This is a genomic window from Pseudomonas botevensis, from assembly GCF_019145475.1.
In the GTDB taxonomy this organism is placed as follows: Bacteria; Pseudomonadota; Gammaproteobacteria; order Pseudomonadales; family Pseudomonadaceae; genus Aquipseudomonas; species Aquipseudomonas botevensis.
Window position 1 is genome coordinate 16455 of record NZ_JAHTKI010000024.1, and the last position, 18067, is coordinate 34521.

At 61.6% G+C, this 18067-nt stretch carries 17 protein-coding genes; 4 read left to right on the forward strand and 13 right to left on the reverse strand.

What is annotated here, in order from left to right:
• Positions 1-55: 55 nt before the first annotated feature.
• Positions 56-823, reverse strand: a complete 768-nt coding sequence (locus KVQ74_RS24375) for a sulfite exporter TauE/SafE family protein (RefSeq protein WP_217833924.1) — start codon at positions 821-823, stop codon at positions 56-58.
• Positions 824-923: 100 nt separating this feature from the next.
• On the opposite strand from KVQ74_RS24375, the gene KVQ74_RS24380 reads away from it, so the two are divergent.
• From KVQ74_RS24380 to leuA, 4 genes are all read left to right on the forward strand, one after another.
• Positions 924-1820 carry a LysR family transcriptional regulator gene (locus KVQ74_RS24380; protein ID WP_217833925.1) on the forward strand — a complete coding sequence of 299 codons (897 nt, stop codon included), beginning with the start codon at positions 924-926 and terminating at the stop codon, positions 1818-1820.
• Between the two features lie 41 nt (positions 1821-1861).
• Positions 1862-3241: an exodeoxyribonuclease VII large subunit gene (gene xseA / locus KVQ74_RS24385; protein WP_217833926.1), complete on the forward strand. Its 1380-nt coding sequence runs from the start codon at positions 1862-1864 to the stop codon at positions 3239-3241.
• A gap of 3 nt (positions 3242-3244) precedes the next feature.
• The gene (locus tag KVQ74_RS24390; protein WP_217833927.1) at positions 3245-4066 is read left to right on the forward strand and encodes a M23 family metallopeptidase; all 822 of its coding nucleotides are present in this window, start codon (positions 3245-3247) and stop codon (positions 4064-4066) included.
• A gap of 480 nt (positions 4067-4546) precedes the next feature.
• Positions 4547-6226 carry a 2-isopropylmalate synthase gene (leuA, locus tag KVQ74_RS24395; protein ID WP_217833928.1) on the forward strand — a complete coding sequence of 560 codons (1680 nt, stop codon included), beginning with the start codon at positions 4547-4549 and terminating at the stop codon, positions 6224-6226.
• A gap of 100 nt (positions 6227-6326) precedes the next feature.
• On the opposite strand, the gene KVQ74_RS24400 is transcribed toward leuA, so the two are convergent.
• From KVQ74_RS24400 to iscX, 12 genes are all read right to left on the reverse strand, one after another.
• Positions 6327-7118, reverse strand: coding sequence for an amidohydrolase (locus tag KVQ74_RS24400; RefSeq protein WP_217833929.1), 792 nt, complete (start codon positions 7116-7118; stop codon positions 6327-6329).
• A complete protein-coding gene (locus KVQ74_RS24405; protein ID WP_217833930.1) occupies positions 7106-8254 on the reverse strand; it encodes a pyridoxal phosphate-dependent aminotransferase in 1149 nt (382 codons plus the stop codon). Before KVQ74_RS24405 ends, KVQ74_RS24400 begins: the two co-directional genes overlap by 13 nt.
• Before the next feature lie 222 nt (positions 8255-8476).
• Complete coding sequence (gene der, locus KVQ74_RS24410) at positions 8477-9949, reverse strand: ribosome biogenesis GTPase Der (RefSeq protein WP_217833931.1); 1473 nt, start codon at positions 9947-9949, stop codon at positions 8477-8479.
• A gap of 135 nt (positions 9950-10084) precedes the next feature.
• Positions 10085-11236, reverse strand: coding sequence for an outer membrane protein assembly factor BamB (gene bamB / locus KVQ74_RS24415; protein ID WP_217833932.1), 1152 nt, complete (start codon positions 11234-11236; stop codon positions 10085-10087).
• Positions 11229-11870, reverse strand: a complete 642-nt coding sequence (locus KVQ74_RS24420; protein ID WP_217833933.1) for a tetratricopeptide repeat protein — start codon at positions 11868-11870, stop codon at positions 11229-11231. Before KVQ74_RS24420 ends, bamB begins: the two co-directional genes overlap by 8 nt.
• A 40-nt stretch (positions 11871-11910) precedes the next feature.
• On the reverse strand, positions 11911-13200 hold the full coding sequence (gene hisS / locus KVQ74_RS24425) for a histidine--tRNA ligase (RefSeq protein ID WP_217833934.1): 1290 nt from the start codon (positions 13198-13200) through the stop codon (positions 11911-11913).
• Positions 13201-13238: 38 nt separating this feature from the next.
• Positions 13239-14348, reverse strand: a complete 1110-nt coding sequence (gene ispG / locus KVQ74_RS24430; RefSeq protein WP_053152544.1) for a flavodoxin-dependent (E)-4-hydroxy-3-methylbut-2-enyl-diphosphate synthase — start codon at positions 14346-14348, stop codon at positions 13239-13241.
• A gap of 3 nt (positions 14349-14351) precedes the next feature.
• A complete protein-coding gene (locus KVQ74_RS24435) occupies positions 14352-15398 on the reverse strand; it encodes a RodZ domain-containing protein (protein WP_217833935.1) in 1047 nt (348 codons plus the stop codon).
• Positions 15398-16156, reverse strand: coding sequence for a type IV pilus biogenesis/stability protein PilW (pilW, locus tag KVQ74_RS24440; RefSeq protein ID WP_217833936.1), 759 nt, complete (start codon positions 16154-16156; stop codon positions 15398-15400). Before pilW ends, KVQ74_RS24435 begins: the two co-directional genes overlap by 1 nt.
• A 12-nt stretch (positions 16157-16168) precedes the next feature.
• Positions 16169-17317, reverse strand: a complete 1149-nt coding sequence (gene rlmN / locus KVQ74_RS24445; protein ID WP_217833937.1) for a 23S rRNA (adenine(2503)-C(2))-methyltransferase RlmN — start codon at positions 17315-17317, stop codon at positions 16169-16171.
• A gap of 29 nt (positions 17318-17346) precedes the next feature.
• Entirely contained in the window at positions 17347-17772 is a 426-nt protein-coding gene (gene ndk, locus KVQ74_RS24450) for a nucleoside-diphosphate kinase (protein WP_217833938.1), read from the reverse strand.
• 88 nt (positions 17773-17860) lie between these two features.
• Positions 17861-18061 (reverse strand): Fe-S cluster assembly protein IscX, encoded by a 201-nt coding sequence (gene iscX / locus KVQ74_RS24455; protein WP_217833939.1) that lies wholly within the window; start codon positions 18059-18061, stop codon positions 17861-17863.
• Positions 18062-18067: the final 6 nt, after the last annotated feature.

Sequence of the window (18067 nt, forward strand, 5' to 3'; positions counted from 1 at the left end):
GGCTTGCCCGCGAAGCGTCTTGACGGCCGGCAGCTTAATCCCTGACGCAATCCGGTCAAGTACTCAAATAGCGACCGATCAGCGCAATCCCGCTCGCCAGCACCAGCCAGGTCACCAGCCGCACGAAAGCCTCGCGGGACAGGCGCATGGTCAGCCGCCGTCCGATCCACAAGCCCAGCGCCATCGCCGGCAGCAAACACAGCGCGAGCATCAACAAGGGCAGCTCGGCATAAACGCCGGCGATGGCGAACAGACTCAAGCGCACCACCGTGCTGCAACTGATCAGCGCACTCTGCGTCGCCCGGGCCGCGTCCTTGGGCAGACGACTGTTGAGATAGATCGCGTATAAAAAGCCGCCGCTGCCGAACAACGCACCGAACAACCCGCCCACGGTGCCCATCGGCACTGCCCATGCGGCAGATAACTGCGCCGGCCGGGTTTTGACCCACAGGCTATAAACCGCATAGGCGCTGATGAACAACCCCATCAACAGCAGCAACAGATCCGACTTGAGGTTGAGCAGAAATATCACGCCCAGCGTGCAGCCCACCGCCATGCACGGCAGCAGTCGCAGCAGTTCGGGCCTGGCGACGTCTCGCCGCGATGGCAGCAGATTGCCGAACGCCGCGACGAAATCCAGTAACACCAGCAGCGGCACGATCTTCGACAGCGGCATGAACAGAATCAGGATCGGCCCCGCCACCAGCGCCGTGCCAAAACCGGCAATGCCAAACACGATGTAGGCCAGCGCGATACCGAGCCCGACCACCGCCCAGCCGCCTGCGCCCCACGACCACTCACTCAACAAACCCGCCACGCTCATCAATCCGCTTCCTTTATAAGCCTGCGATGACTTTAGCCAGCGCCGAAGGTTGCGACTAATATCTTCAAGGCCGACTACTCATCTCGAAAAGGCATACCTCGTGCTTTCAACCCGTCAATTGCGTTACTTCGTGGAAATCGCCGAGTCCGGCAGCTTCAGCGCGGCGGCCGAACGCCTGTTCATCGCGCAATCGGCACTGAGCCGGCAGATCAAGGACATGGAAACCCGCCTGCAAACGCCACTGTTCGAACGCACCGCCCGCCAGCCCCGTCTCACGGCAGCAGGCGAAGCCTTTCTGCCACGGGCGAGGAATCTGCTCAATGAACTGACCCAGGCCAGCGCCATGGCCACCGACATCGGCCACGGCCAGCTCGGCACCTTGCGCCTGAGCCATTCCAGCACCGTGCCGATCAGCGGGCGTCTTTTGACCGATATCAGCACCTATCTCGAGCGCCAGCCCGGCGTGTCGCTGGACATCGGCAAACTGTCCTCGGAAGCGCAACTGGAGGAACTGGCCGAGGGCCGTCTCGACCTTGGCCTGCTGCGTCTGCCGGTATTGCGTCAACGCGAAGGCGTGCAGATCGTGCCGCTGTTCACCGAACGCCTGTTGCTCGCGCTGCCGGCCAGTCATCGGCTGGCCGGCGCGCGCACTGTCGAACTGGCGCAATTGCAAGACGAAGCGTTCATTTCCATTCCCCATCCGCAACGGGGCGGCCTGAGCTATTTATGCGCGGACTTGTGCATGCGTCAGGGCTTCTTTCCGAAAGCGGCGCGAGTGATGTCGCGCAAGACCACTCAGTTGCAATTGATCCAGGCTGGATTCGGCATCGCCCTGCTGCCGGAGTCGATGCAGGACATCGCACCGTCCGGCGTACGCTTTCTGCCGCTGGCCGACGCCGACTGCCAGAGCACCGTCGCCCTCGCCTATCGCCAGTCACCCTCGGCCCTGCTCCAGCAGTTCATCCAGGCCCTCACACGAAAAAGCGATTTGTGCTGACTCATGGAGATTGATCGCCGAATGCCTTTAAACTGCGCCCCATGATTAAAGATCCCTTTTCAAGACTCGGCCTGGACCGTGAAGTCCTGACCGTCAGCCAGCTCAACGGCCGCGCGCGGGTGTTGCTCGAAGACGTGTTCAGCAACATCTGGGTCGAAGGCGAAATCTCCAACCTCGCCCGCCCGGCGTCCGGCCATGTGTATTTCACCCTGAAGGACAGCGGCGCCCAGGTGCGTTGCGCGCTGTTCCGCCAGAATGCGGCGCGGGTGCGCCAGGCGCTCAAGGACGGCCTGGCGGTCAAGGTGCGCGGCAAAGTCTCGCTGTTCGAAGGACGCGGCGACTATCAGCTGATTCTCGACACCGTTGAACCTGCCGGCGACGGTGCGCTGCGCCTGGCCTTCGATGCCCTGAAGGAAAAGCTCAGCGCCGAAGGCCTGTTCAGCGCCGAACGCAAAGTGCCGCTGCCGGCGCATCCGCAGCGCATCGGTATCATCAGTTCGCCGACCGGCGCGGTGATCCGCGACATCATCAGCGTATTCCGCCGCCGCGCGCCGCAGGTGCAGTTGACCCTGATCCCGACAGCGGTGCAGGGCCGCGAGGCCACGGCACAAATCGTCCGCGCGCTGAAACTGGCGGACGCCCGGGGCTTCGATGCGCTGATCCTGGCCCGTGGCGGTGGCTCGCTGGAGGACCTCTGGTGCTTCAACGAAGAAGCCGTGGCACGGGCCGTGGACGCCTGCGTGACGCCGATTGTCAGCGCGGTCGGCCATGAAACCGACGTCTCGATCAGCGACTTCGTGGCCGACGTGCGTGCGCCAACCCCCTCCGCCGCTGCCGAGCTGCTGGCGCCCGACTCCAGCCACCTGATCCGCCAGGTCGAAAGCCTGCACCGGCGTCTGGTGATGCGCATGCGCGACCGCTTGATGCGTGACCGTCTGCGTCTTGAAGGCATGGCCCGTCGTCTGCGCCATCCAGGTGAGCGTCTGCGTCAGCAGGCACAACGTCTGGATGACCTGGACATGCGCCTGCGCCGGGCGTTCGAGCGTCAGCTCAATACCCGCCGCGAACGGCTGATCCGCCTGGAAACCCGTCTCGCCGGGCAACATCCCGGCCGGCAACTGGCCCTGTTGCGCCAACGTCTCGACAGCCTCGCCGAACGCCTGCCACGGGCCATGCGCGAAGGTTTGAAAAGCCGTCGCCTGCAACTGCACAGCCAGATGCAGACCCTGCATGTGGTCAGCCCGCTGGCGACCCTCGGCCGGGGCTACAGCATTCTGCTGGACGAGCGCGGCAACGCGATCCGCAGCGCCGAACAGACCCACACCGGCCAGCGTCTCAAGGCCAGGCTGGGCGAAGGCGAACTGCAAGTGCGCGTCGAGGACAACCACCTGACGCCCGTCACCCTCTCTTTACTGGACTGATCCATGCCGCGTTTTCTCGCTCCGCTGCTGTTGCTGTGCCTGACCTTCAATGCCCACGCCGACAGTTACATCACCCGGCTGCTGAACAAACCGGTGCCGGGCGGCGTGGCGGTGGTCGATCTGGGCACCGCCGCCCAGGCGCCGAAAGCCACGTATCAGGGCAAACCGGTGCTGGTGGTCAAGGAACAGAACAACTGGCTGGCGATTGTCGGCGTGCCGCTGACGGTCAAACCCGGCGTTCAGCAGATCAGCAGCACCGGCCGTACCTTGAGTTTCAACGTCGGCAACAAGAAGTACCCGGAACAGCACATCACCCTGAAGAACACGCAGCAGGTCAACCCGAACCCGGCGAACCTCAAGCGCATCGAGGGTGAACTGGCCGAGCAGATCAAGGCCTACCGCAGCTTCAGCCCCAACACCCCAAGCAACCTGCTGCTGGACAAACCGGTCAACGGACCGCTGTCGAGCAAGTTCGGCGTGCGCCGCTTCTTCAACGGTGAAGAGCGCAATCCTCACGCGGGCCTCGATTTCGCGGTGCCGGCCGGCACGCCGATCAAGACCCCGGCGGCGGGCAAGGTGATTCTGATCGGCAATTACTTCTTCAATGGCAACACGGTGTTTGTCGACCATGGCCAGGGCTTCATCAGCATGTTCTGCCACATGTCGAAAATCGACGTGCAAAATGGCCAGCAACTGGCCCGTGGCGCCGTGGTGGGCCGGGTGGGCGCCACCGGTCGCGCGACCGGCCCGCACATGCACTGGAACGTCAGCCTGAATGATGCACGGGTGGATCCGGCGATTTTCATTGGAGCCTTCCAGCCCTGAGTCATCGGCGGCGGCCACCGGCCTCTTCGCGAGCAAGCCCGCTCTCACGGTTGGAATGCGTACTCCCTGTGGGAGTGGGCTTGCCCACGAATACGGCCTCAAGGTCACGGCAAAATCCGCTGACAAACCGGCCACTCTCCCTTCGCCCGAATGCTTTTTCGTCGATTGCGCCGGCTTGAAACACTGCGCAAACATCCCGACGATCAACAGCATTACGCACAATAAAATCTCGCAAAACCTCGCTTTTCGAGTATTCCTCTCAAATTTCCCCGACTGCTTGCCATACTCAATCCTCGCGGTTAGGGTTGAGGGCATGAAAACCTCTCACACCCTCATTCAGCTTCGCCAGCACCGCAGCCTGTGCCTCGTCAGCGCACGACTGCCGGGCTGAATCGCTGCGCCTCGTCCCACGCTTTTCCCAGAACATTCGTTCCACCGGCAGGCCGCCTTCTTTCGGCCCTCACAACAAGGATTATTCCGATGAGCATGCTCAAAGACCCGTCTTCGAAATACCGCGCGTTCCCCGTGATCAACCTGCCGGACCGTACCTGGCCGTCGAAAACCATCGATGCCGCGCCGATCTGGTGCAGCTCCGACCTGCGTGACGGCAACCAGTCGCTGATCGAACCGATGGACTCGGTGAAAAAGCTGCGTTTCTGGAAAACCCTGGTGCAAGTCGGCGTGAAGGAAATCGAAGCCTCGTTCCCCGCCGCGTCGCAAACCGACTTCGACTTCGTGCGCACCCTGATCGAAGACGGCCACATTCCCGACGACACCACCATCCAGGTGCTGACCCAGGGCCGTGAAGACCTGATCGCGCGCACTTTCGAATCCCTGCGCGGGGCGAAAAAAGCCATCGTTCACCTGTACAACGCCACTTCGCCGTCGTTCCGGCGTATCGTCTTCAACCAAGACAAGGACGGCATCAAGGCCATCGCGGTCGACGCCGCCAAGCTGTTCGTCAAATACGCCGCCCAGCAGCCGGAAACCGAGTGGACGTTCGAATACTCGCCGGAAACCTTCAGCGCCACCGAGCTGGAATTCGCCAAGGAAGTCTGTGACGCCGTGGTCGAAGTCTGGAACCCGACGCCTGAGCGCAAGGTGATCCTCAACCTGCCGGCCACCGTGGAATGCGCGACCCCGAACGTCTATGCCGACCAGATCGAATGGTTCCACCGCAACATCAACCGTCGTGACAGCGTGCTCATCAGCCTGCACACCCACAACGACCGTGGCACTGGCGTAGCCGCCACCGAGCTGGGCCTGATGGCCGGTGCCGACCGTGTCGAAGGCTGCCTGTTCGGCAACGGCGAGCGTACCGGTAACGTCGACCTCGTCACCGTCGCCCTGAACATGTACACCCAGGGCCTCGATCCGCAACTGGACTTCTCCGACATCGACGGCGTGCGCAAGGTCGTCGAAGAGTGCAACCAGATCCCGGTTCACCCGCGCCACCCGTACGTCGGCGACCTGGTCCACACTGCATTCTCCGGCTCGCACCAGGACGCGATCCGCAAGGGCTTTGCCCAGCAGAAATCCGACGCCCTGTGGGAAGTGCCGTACCTGCCGATCGACCCGGCCGACATCGGCCGCAGCTACGAGGCGGTGATCCGCGTCAACAGCCAGTCGGGCAAGGGCGGCATCGCCTACCTGCTGGAGCAGGAATACGGCATCAGCCTGCCACGTCGCATGCAGATCGAGTTCAGTCAGGTCGTGCAGCGTGAAACCGACCGCCTCGGCCTGGAAATGACCGCCAAGCAGATCCACTCCCTGTTGATCAGCGAGTACCTGCAAGCCAACACCCCGTATGCGCTGGTCAGCCATCGCCTGCAGGAAGAAAACGGCAACAGCGCCGTCGAAGTGGAAGTGGCGAGCAAGGGTCAGGGCGAAACCAACCTGCACTGGCGCGGCAAGGGCAACGGCGCCCTCGAAGCCCTGGTGGCCGGCCTGCCGATCCCGGTGGAAATCATGGACTACAACGAACACGCCATCGGCGCGGGCACCAACGCCAAGGCAGCGGCCTACATCGAGCTGCGCGTGAACGGTGAGCGTGCGGTACACGGCGTGGGCATCGATGAAAACATCACCACCGCCAGCTTCAAGGCCCTGTTCAGCGCGCTGAACCGCTCCCTGAGCCAACCGGAAGCGAAAGCAGCCTAAGCCTTCGCTGCAACGCAAAAGGCCCCGAAGTGAAAACTTCGGGGCCTTTTTTTGCCTGATGGTTCTGTGTGGTTTGTCCTGATTTCAGGCAGTGAAGGGCTCAGGTGAACTCAAAGGTGTCCGCATCCAGATTCGCCGGGAAGCGTTCCCGGTAAGCCGCCAGTGGCGCCGCTTCCAGTGTCACTTTGAACACGCCGTCCGCCTCCCCCGCCGCGAGCAATGTCTCGCCCTGGAAGTCCAGCACCTGACTGTCGCCGGTGTAGGCGAAGCCCTTGCCATCGGTGCCGACGCGGTTGACCGCCGCCACGTAGCAAAGGTTTTCGATCGCCCGTGCCGGCAGCAGCCGATTCCAGTGCAGACGCCGTGCCCCCGGCCAGTTGGCGGTGTACAGCAGCAGATCGGTGTCCTGCGCGTCGCGGCTCCACACCGGGAAACGCAGGTCATAGCAGACCAGCGGACGAATCCTCCAGCCCTTGAGCTCGAACTGCACCTGCCGCTCGCCTGGGGTGTAGTGGTTGTGCTCGCCCGCCATGCGGAACAAGTGACGCTTGTCGTAGTGCCAGACCTCGCCGTCCGGCCGCGCCCACAACAAGCGGTTGCGATGGCTGCCGTCAGCGGCCTGGATGATCACGCTACCGGTGATCACCGCATTCAGTTTTGCCGCCTGAGCCCGCAGCCATTTGCTGGTCGGGCCGTTTTCGGCTTCGGCGAGGGTTTCGGACTCCATGGAGAATCCGGTGGTGAACATTTCCGGCAGGACGATCAGGTCGGTCCCCTGCGCCTGCTCCAGCAGTTGCTCGAAATGCTCGAGGTTGGCCTGACGGTCATGCCAGACCAGGGTGGTCTGGATCAGCGCCAGTTTGAGATCAGGCAACGCACTCAGATCACGCATAGTTTCGCCGCTGCTTCGCGCAGCGTCTCCTCGCGTTTGGCAAAGCACAGCCGCACCAGCCGCTGGCCTTCAGGTGGATTCTGATAGAACACCGACACCGGGATACTCGCCACGCCATGCTCACGGGTCATCCACATGGCCATCTCGACGTCGTTCAGATCGGGGCGGATCTGCGAGTAATCGACCAGCTGGAAATAGGTGCCGGTGACACGGGTGAAGCTGAAGCGCGACGGCGCCAGCAAATCGCAGAACAGATCGCGCTTGGCCTGATAGAAGCCCGGCAGCTCTTCAACGTGTTCCGGGTGCTCGGCCATGTAGTCGGCCAGGGCGAACTGCAGCGGCGTCACCCCGCAGAAACTGACGTACTGGTGAACCTTGCGCAACTCGGCGGTCAGGGCCGGTGGCGCCACGACGTAGCCGGTTTTCCAGCCAGTGACGTGATAGGTCTTGCCGAACGAGCTGACCACGAAGGCGCGCTGATACAACTCTTCATGGGCCAGCACACTCACATGGGGCACGCCGTCGAACACCAGATGCTCGTAGACTTCGTCGCTGATCACATAAATGTCGCGATCGCGGATCAGCGCCGCCAACTGGTCGAGTTCGGCACGGCTGATGAGCGCGCCACTCGGGTTGTGCGGGGTGTTGAGGATGATCATCCGCGTGCGCGGGCTCAAGGCTGCGCCGAGTTTTTCGAAGTCGATGGAGAAATCGTTCAGCCCCAATTGCACATGCACGCAACGCCCGCCGGCCAGCTCAACCGCCGGCTCGTAGCTGTCGTAGGCCGGGTCGAACACGATGACTTCGTCGCCGCTGTGGATAACCGCCTGAATGGCGCAGAAGATGGCCTGGGTCGCGCCCGGGGTGACCGTCACTTCAGTGTCGGCATCGACATGGGCGCCGTAGCTGCGGGCGATCTTCGCCGCGATCTGCTGACGCAACGCCGGCAGGCCGGTCATCGGCGAATACTGGTTGTGGCCGCTGGCGATATGCCGACCGACCGCATCCCGCAGTTCCTGCGGGCCATCGAAATCGGGAAAACCCTGGGAAAGGTTGATCGCTCCGGTCTGCACCGCGAGCTGAGACATCTGCGTGAAAATAGTGATGCCGACATTCGGCAGCTTGCTGGTGATCATCGGGGTTCCCTGCTCTGCCCCGGCTCTGACGACGGCGCGGGAGAGCCCGAGGATAGCCCATCCGGCGCCCATAAAAAAAGGGCGCCGCCAGCGCCCTTTCTGTAACCCGGCCTCGTGGGGGCGGGCTTGCCCGCGAAGGTTGCAACGGGGTGTGACACATACCCCCGTTATCGTCCTTCGCGGGCCAGCCACGCTCCCACGGGAGCCAGGCAAGCTGCAAGATCAGCGCTTGTCGCGGCGCTTCTTCTCGGTCTTCTTGTGGTGCGACATCAAACGACGCTTCTTGTTGACCTGGCGGTCGGTCAGCGTGTTCTTGTTGCCTTCGTACGGGTTCTCGCCGCCCTTGAACTCGATGCGGATCGGCGTACCGACCAGCTTCAGCACGCGGCGGTAAGTGTTTTCCAGATAACGCACGTACGACTTCGGCACTTTCTCGATCTGGTTGCCGTGGATCACGATCAGCGGCGGGTTCGCGCCACCGAGGTGGGCATACCGCAGCTTGATCCGGCGACCATTGACCATCGGCGGCTGGTGCTCGCTGACCGCATCTTCGAGGATCTGGGTCAGGCGGCTGGTCGGCCAGCGGGTGACCGCCGACTTGAACGAGTTCTGCACCGAACCGTACAGGTTGCCCACACCAGTGCCGTGCAGCGCCGAAATGAAGTGAATGTCGGCAAAGTCGACGAAGAACAGCCGGCGTTCCAGCTCGGTCTTCACGTAGTCGCGCTCACCCGGCGTCATGCCGTCCCACTTGTTGAGCGCAATGACCATCGCACGGCCCGACTCGAGCGCGAAGCCCAGCAGGTTGAGGTCGTGGTCGACCACGCCTTCGCGGGCATCCATCACAAAGATCACCACGTTGGCGTCTTTGATCGCCTGCAGGGTTTTGACCACGGAGAACTTTTCGACTTCTTCGTGGATCTTGCCGCGCTTGCGCACACCGGCGGTGTCGATCAGCGTGTACTTCTCTTCATTGCGCTCGAACGGAATGTAGATGCTGTCGCGCGTGGTGCCGGGCTGGTCGTATACGATCACCCGTTCTTCACCAAGCATGCGGTTGACCAGCGTCGACTTGCCGACGTTCGGCCGGCCGATGATGGCGATCTTGATGCCGTCCTTCTCGCTCGGGCCAGGAATGCGCTTGGCTTCCTCGCCTTCGGCAACTTCTTCGTCCTCTTCGCCTTCCTGCGGCTCGTCCTCATCCTTCGGAAACTCGCTCAGGGCGATTTCCAGCAGTTGAGTGATACCACGGCCATGGGCACCGGCGATCGGGATCGCGTCACCCATGCCCATCGGGGCGAATTCGGCGCGGGCCATTTCCGGGTCGATGTTGTCGACCTTGTTGGCGACCACGTAGGAACGCTTGTTACGTTTGCGCAAGTGTTCGCCGATCATCTGGTCGGCAGCGGTGAAGCCGGCCTTGGCATCCACCAGGAACAGAACGACATCCGCTTCTTCAATGGCCAGCAGCGACTGCTCGGCCATTTTTTCGTCCATACCGTATTCGTCACCGGAGATACCGCCGGTGTCGATCAAAATGTAGGAACGCCCTTGCCACTTGGCCTCACCGTACTGGCGATCACGGGTCAGACCGGACAGGTCGCCGACGATGGCGTCGCGGGTCCGGGTCAGGCGGTTGAACAAGGTGGACTTGCCGACGTTCGGTCGGCCCACCAGGGCGATTACGGGAACCATGCGGCTCTCCACTTCGTTATTTCAGAAAATACAAAAGCCGCTGCGAGGCAGCGGCTGGTGCTCGGGGCAACACCCATGGGTGCTGCAAACCCTGCAAATGCAAGGCCGCTTGGGGATCAACCCCAAGCATAGTTGTTACTTGATGGTCAGGGCTTCCAGTTTGCCGCTGTTGCCATACACATAAATCGTGTCGCCCACCACCAGCGGACGGGCACGCAGGCCGTCGCTGTCGATGCGCTCACGGCCGACGAAGCGACCGTCCACCTGGCTCAGCAGGTGCAGGTAACCTTCCAGGTCACCGACAGCAACGTAGCTGGAGAACACTTCCGGGGCCGACAGTTGACGACGGGCCAGCGAATCGTTGCTCCACAATGCGGTGGTGGAACGCTCGTCGACGCCTTCAACGGTGCCCGAGGACAGGCTCACGTAGACGCTGCCGAAGCCCTGGGCCAGACCGGCATAGCTCGACGCATCGCGCTGCCAGAGTTGACGACCGCTTTCCAGGTCCAGTGCCGCCACGCGACCCTGATAGCTGGCGACGTACAGCGTACCGCCGGACAGCAGCAGGCCACCGTCGATGTCGACCACACGCTCCAGCTCGGAACGACCTTGTGGAATCGCGATACGCTGTTCCCATACCGGCACGCCGTTGGAAATGTCGACCGCGACCACTTTACCGGTCGACAGGCCAGCCACCGCGAGGCGGTTGGTGACGATCGGCGCGCTGGTGCCGCGCAGGGTCAGCACGGCTGGCGTGCTGTCATACACCCAGCGCTGGTTGCCGGTGGAAGCGTCCAGACCGATCAGACGATCGTCCTGGGTCTGCACCACCACCACGTCACCGTTGTTGGCCGGTGGCGCGAGGACTTCGCTGTTGACGCGCGCGCGCCACTTCTCTTCGCCATTGATGGCGTCGAGGGCAATCACGTCGCCGCGCAGAGTGCCGATCAGGACCAGACCGTAACCCACGCCCACGGCGCCGGACACAGGCAGTTCAAGATCCTTTTTCCACTTCACGTCGCCGTTGCTGCGATCCATCCCCATCACGATACCGGTCACATCGGCCGCATAGATGGAATCACCATCGATCGCCGGCACCAGCATGTTGTAGGTTTCGCCCTGACCGTCACCGATCGAACGGCTCCACTGCTTGTGCAGAACCACTTCTTCTTTGAAGTCGGTCAGTTCGGCCGGTGGCAGTTCTTTCTTGCTGTTGCTGCTGCAACCCGCGGCCAGAATGGCCAGAGCCAGCAATGCTGCATGCTTCCAACGGATCACGTCACGCATCCCCTTTGGCCAGGTCGTCCAGCTTGATTTGAAGGCCACCAACCGCCGCTTCATCCGACAGTGCCGCCTTGGCTTTTTGATACGCAGCGTTCGCTTCATCGGTACGGCCCAGCTGTACCAGCAGGTCGCCCTTGAGTTCTTCGCGAGTCGCCAGGAACGACTTGTCGGCATCGCCTTCAAGCAGTTTCAGGCCTTCTTCCGGCTTGTTCTGACCACCCAGTACCTGCGCCAGACGCTGACGGGCGATTTCGCCCAGCGCCGGGTTGGCAGGTTTGGCCACAATGGCCTTGAGCTCGGTCACCGCGTCGTCCAGCTTGCCGCTGTCAACCGCGACCTTGGCCACGAACAGGCTGCCGTACTGCGCGTAGGCAGTGCCGCCGAACTCGCTGTTGAGCTTGCCGGCCAGATCCGCGACGCGCGCGGCGTCAGGCTTGCCATCCGGGGTCAGCGTGGTTTCCAGCAGTTGCTGATAGAGCACCGAGGCACCTTGCGACTGGTTGCTCTGATACTTGTGAAAAGCCTGCCAGCCGAACACGATGACCAGCGCCAACAGGCCGCCAGTGACCAGAGGTTTGCCGTTGCGTGCCCACCAGTCCTTCAAATCCGCCAACTGTTCGTCTTCGGTACTCGACACCCCAATACTCCTTAATCGCTAAATCGGCTGTTTGACAGCTTCAAGCCTGCACGACGCAGGTGGCCAGGTGTGCAGCGAGCGCATCCCAGGCAATGTTTTGTTGTTCGCCCTGACCACGCAGGGGTTTGACACCTACCACTTGCTGAGCCATTTCGTCGTCACCGAGGATCAGTGCGAACAGCGCACCGCTCTTGTCGGCTTTCTTGAACTGGCTTTTGAAACTGCCGGCACCGGCATTGACTTGCAGGCGCAGGTTCGGCAACTGGTCGCGCACGCGCTCGGCCAGGGCCAGACCGGCCAGCTCCGCGGCTTCCCCGAAGGCGCAGAGATAGACGTCGACCTGACGGGAGATTTCCTCCGGAATCTGCTCAAGGGTTTCCAGCATCAATACCAGACGTTCGATGCCCATGGCGAAACCAACGCCGGTGGTCGGCTTGCCGCCCATCTGCTCGACCAGACCGTCGTAACGGCCGCCGGCGCATACCGTGCCCTGGGCGCCGAGCTTGTCGGTGACCCATTCGAAAACGGTCTTGCTGTAGTAATCCAGGCCGCGCACCAGTTTCGGATTGAGCACGTAAGGAATGCCGACGGCATCCAGACGCGCCTTCAGACCTTCGAAGTGCTCACGGGACTCGTCATCCAGGTAATCGGCCATTTTCGGCGCATCGACCAGCACCGCCTGAGTGTCGGCATTCTTGGTGTCGAGCACGCGCAGCGGGTTGGTCTTCAGACGGCGCTGGCTGTCTTCGTCGAGCTTGTCGTGATGCGCCGAGAGATACTCGACCAGCGCTTCCCGATAACGCCCACGGGACTCGCTGGTGCCCAGGCTGTTGAGTTCAAGCTTGACCGCATCGCGAATGCCCAGCTCGCCCCACAGGCGCCAGGTCAGCACGATCAGCTCGGCGTCGATGTCCGGGCCGTCGAGGTTGAAGACTTCCAGACCGATCTGGTGGAACTGGCGATAACGGCCTTTCTGCGGACGCTCGTGGCGGAACATCGGGCCGATGTACCAGAGCTTCTGAACCTGGCCGCCGCCGGTGATACCGTGTTCGAGTACGGCACGCACGCAGGCGGCGGTGCCTTCCGGACGCAGGGTCAGGGAGTCGCCGTTGCGGTCGTCGAAGGTATACATCTCTTTTTCGACGATGTCGGTCACTTCACCGATCGAGCGCTTGAACAGCTCGGTGAACTCGACGATCGGCATGCGGATCTGGCGGTAACCGTAGTTATCCAGCAAACGGGCGACGGTGCCTTCGAAATAACGCCATAGCGGAGTCTGTTCGGGCAGGATGTCGTTCATGCCACGGATGGCTTGCAGAGACTTGCTCACTTTAAATCCTTAAATTCGTTCGGCGCTGTCAGTCAGGTTCAGCCGCGCGCGATAACTGCTGCGTCAGCTTCGACCTTCTCGGCCGCTTTCTCGCGGATCAGCTTTTCCAGCTCGTCCACCAGATTGTCATTCGTCAGTTTCTGCGACGGCTTGCCGTCGATGTAAATCAGGTTCGGCGTGCCGCCGGTCAAGCCGATATGGGCTTCCTTGGCTTCGCCGGGACCGTTGACCACACAGCCGATCACCGCGACATCCAGCGGCACCAGCAGGTCTTCAAGCCGTCCTTCCAGCTCGTTCATGGTCTTGACCACATCGAAGTTCTGCCGCGAGCAGCTCGGGCAGGCGATGAAGTTGATACCACGGGAACGCAGATGCAGGGACTTGAGAATGTCGTAACCGACCTTCACTTCCTCGACCGGATCGGCCGCCAGCGAGATGCGGATAGTATCGCCAATCCCCTCGGCGAGCAGCATACCTAGGCCCACGGCGGATTTCACCGTACCCGAACGCAAACCACCGGCTTCGGTGATGCCCAGGTGCAGCGGCTGGACGATTTCCTTGGCCAGCAAACGGTAGGCTTCGACGGCCATGAACACGTCGGAAGCCTTCACGCTGACCTTGAAGTCCTGGAAATTCAGGCGTTCGAGGTGTTCGACGTGACGCAGGGCCGATTCGACCAGCGCGGCTGGCGTCGGCTCGCCGTATTTCTTTTGCAGGTCTTTTTCCAGGGAACCGGCGTTGACGCCGATGCGGATCGGGATCCCGCGATCACGGGCGGCATCCACCACCGCGCGCACGCGGTCTTCGCGACCGATGTTGCCCGGGTTGATCCGCAGGCAATCGACACCCAGTTCGGCCACACGCAGGGCGATCCGGTAGTCGAAGTGAATGTCGGCAACCAGCGGCACCTTGACCAGTTGCTTGATCTTGCCGAACGCCTCGGCGGCGTCCATGTCCGGCACCGATACCCGCACGATGTCGACACCGGCCGCTTCCAGACGATTGATCTGGGCGACGGTGGCCGCGACGTCATTGGTGTCGCTGTTGGTCATGCTCTGCACAGCGATAGGCGCATCGCCGCCAACCGGTACGTTACCGACCCAGATCTTGCGCGATTCGCGACGTTTGATTGGAGATTCGCCGTGCATGACTTATTGACCCAACTTCAGGCGAGCAGTCTCGCCACTGGTGAACGGAGCGACATCGACCGGCTGGCCGTTGTAGCTGACCTGCGCGCCACGGGCAACGCCCAGACGCACGGCAAACGGCGGCTTGCCGACAACCGACAGGCTGTCGCCTTTGCGCTTGAGGCCGCTGTAGAGCACTTTACCGCTGCCATCGGTGACCTGAGTCCAGCAATCGGCGATGAACTGCACCGAAACCTGCCCTTGGCCCGCGACCGGAACGGCCGGTGCAGGAGCAGGAGCCACAGCCGGAGCTGTTGGAGCGGCCACGGTCGGAGCCGGTGTAGCCGGAGCCGCCGGTGCCGGAGTGGCCGGGGCAGCAACGACAGGAGCCGGGGTGTGAACCGGCGCGGCAGGCGTTGCCGCCGGGGCGACAGGCGCCGGAACAACCGGCTCGGCGGCCGGAGCGGCAGCTTCGGTGCCGGTCGACTCAGCGGTGGTTTCGGATTGTGGCAGCGCCAGGGCGGTCGAACCCTCAGCCTGACCTTCCGCGACAGCCTGGTCTTCCGGCTCGTCCAGCGGATGAATCTGGGTGGTGCCGTCGGCGCCTTCGACTTCGACATGCTCCGGCGCCAGGCTCATCAGATCCTTGGTCCGCAGCGAAGTCTGATCCTGCCACCAGACGAAACCGCCGCCGATAACGGCGACCAGCAGCAACAGGCTGACGATGCGCAAAATGGTGTGGGAAACCCGTACCGGTTCCTCGATGCGGCCCAAGGCGTGGACATTGCTGCCTTGAGAGTCGGTGCCGGTGGACTGGTCGAACTGCTGGACCAGAACGGTCTGATCCATACCGAGCAACTTGGCGTAGGCGCGAATGTAACCGCGAGCGAAGGTGTGCCCCGGCAGTTTGTCGAACGCGCCGGCTTCAAGATTGCTCAGGGAAGTCACAGTGAGGTTGAGCTTGAGGGCCACTTCAGCCAGCGACCAGCCATTGCTTTCGCGGGCCTGGCGCAGGGTCTCACCGGGGTTAACGCGATTCGCTGCTACAACTTCGGGATGCGCCGCTTTCATCATTGCTCCGACAGGTATTGCTGATATTCCGGCGTACCGGGATAGAGTCGTTTTAATTGCAGGCCATAACTGGCGGCCTTGTCGCGATCTTCAAACACTTTTGCCAACCGGACGCCGAGCAACAGACTACGTGCATTTTGTTCGGCAAGCAGGTTGTATTGGTCGTAATAGTCACGCGCGGGCACATAATGCCTGTCTTCGAATGACAACTCAGCCATTTCCAGCAAGGCGCGCGGTTGTTGGCGGTTCAGACGCAACGCTTTTTCCAGCTGTTGCTGCGCCACATCCCGCTGACCGAGCTTGGCGGCCGTCATGCCGAGGTTTTCGAACACTCGCGAACGCTCAGGATACAGGGTATCGGCGGCGGCCTGTTCAAAACGCTCGTAGGCTTCCTTGTAACGCTGTTCTTCGTAGAGAAAACTGCCGTAATTGTTGAGGATACGGGCATCGGCGGGACGCGAGGACAAGGCCTTGCGGAAATGCTCGTCAGCCAGCTTTGGCTCCATCTCGGCCTGAAACACCAGCGCCAGGGCGGCGTTGGCGTCCGGATCCGAGCCGTCGAGCTCCAGCGCCTTCTTCAGCGGCACCTTGGCACGCTCGGTCATGCCTTGCTGCAAATACCCCAGCCCCAACTGCACGTAGGCAGTCCGCGCCTCATCGCGGCCCTTGCTGGTCTTCATCGGGTTGTAGTCGCCCGACAGAACACAACCAGCACACAGGCTGGCCCACAGCAACAGCAGCGCAAAGCGCAGGGACATAGAGATCCTCTCTTAGTTAGTGTTCGCGGCGTTCTGCGCCAGATCGCTGTCGGCGCTCAACTCACGCACGGCGATATAACGTTCGCTGCGACGGGTGCGATCCATCACCTGCCCTACCAATTGACCACAGGCCGCGTCGATGTCTTCACCACGGGTGGTGCGGACGGTGACGTTGAAACCGGCCTGGTGAAGCTGATCCTGGAACCGGCGAATAGCATTGTTGCTCGGCCGCTCGTACCCGGAATGCGGGAACGGGTTGAACGGAATCAGGTTGATCTTGCACGGAATATCCTTGAGCAGCTCGATCATCTCCACCGCGTGCTCAAGCTTGTCGTTGACGTCCTTGAGCAGGGTGTACTCGATGGTCAGCACGCGCTTTTCGCCAAGGGCGGACATATAGCGCACGCAGGAGTCGAGCAGCATCTTAAGCGGATATTTCTTGTTGATCGGCACCAATTGGTTACGCAATGCGTCATTCGGTGCATGCAGGGACAACGCCAGGGATACATCGATGTGCTTGGCCAGCTCATCGATCATCGGCACCACACCCGACGTGGACAGGGTCACGCGGCGCTTGGAGATCCCGTAGCCCAGATCATCCATCATCAGATGCATGGCGGCCACGACGTTGTCGAAGTTCAGCAGCGGTTCGCCCATGCCCATCATCACCACGTTGGTGATGGCACGGTCGATGGTGGCCGGAACACTGCCGAAGGATTTGTTGGCAATCCACACCTGGCCGATGACTTCGGCGGCGGTGAGGTTGCTGTTGAAGCCTTGCTTGCCGGTGGAGCAGAAACTGCAGTCCAGGGCACAGCCTGCCTGGGACGAAACGCACAGAGTGCCGCGTTTGCCCTGGGGAATGTACACGGTCTCGACACAGCTGCCGGACGCCACGCGCACCACCCACTTACGGGTGCCGTCGCTGGAAATGTCCTCGCTGACCACTTCGGGACCACGGACCTCAGCAACAGCCTTGAGCTTTTCACGCAAGGCCTTGCTGACGTTCGTCATGGCGTCGAAATCATCGACGCCAAAGTGGTGAATCCATTTCATTACCTGACCGGCACGGAAACGCTTCTCCCCGATTGAGTCGAAGAATTTTTCCATTTCCGGCTGGGTCAGACCCAGCAGGTTGGTTTTAACAGTCGATGTAGTCATGGATTCACCTTCACTCATCAAGCCAATGCTTAGCGAGTGGTTACTTCAGTAGCTGCGAAGAAGTAAGCGATTTCGCGAGCAGCAGCGGCTTCGGAGTCCGAACCGTGAACGGCGTTGGCGTCGATCGACTCGGCGAAGTCAGCACGGATGGTGCCTGGAGCAGCTTCTTTAGGGTTGGTAGCGCCCATCAGCTCACGGTTGCGAGCGATGGCGTTTTCGCCTTCCAGAACCTGAACGACAACCGGACCGGAAGTCATGAAGGCAACCAGGTCACCGAAGAAGCCACGAGCGCTGTGCTCGGCGTAGAAGCCTTCAGCTTCGGCTTTGGACAGTTGCTTCAGTTTCGAAGCTACAACGCGCAGGCCAGCTTCTTCGAAGCGAGTGGTGATCTTGCCGATCACGTTTTTGGCAACGGCGTCAGGCTTGATGATGGAGAAAGTACGTTGAACAGCCATGGTGTAACTCCAGAAACGGTAATTTGCGAAAAATTAAACCCGCGAATTATACGCGGGTTCTTGGGTATTGCCTAACCTGCGAGGACGATCAGTCTTTTTCTTCGATCCAGAGTGCCTGAACCGCTTCCAACACCTTCTCGCCAACCCGGCCAGAGGTGTTGTCGAAGTCAGGCAGCTCCATGATCCAACGCTGCAGGTCGACGAAATTGACAGAAAGCGGATCTACATCCGGCTTGGCATCCGCCAATTCTTCTGCAATGCGTTGAACATCATTCCAACCGTAGCTCATGACAGT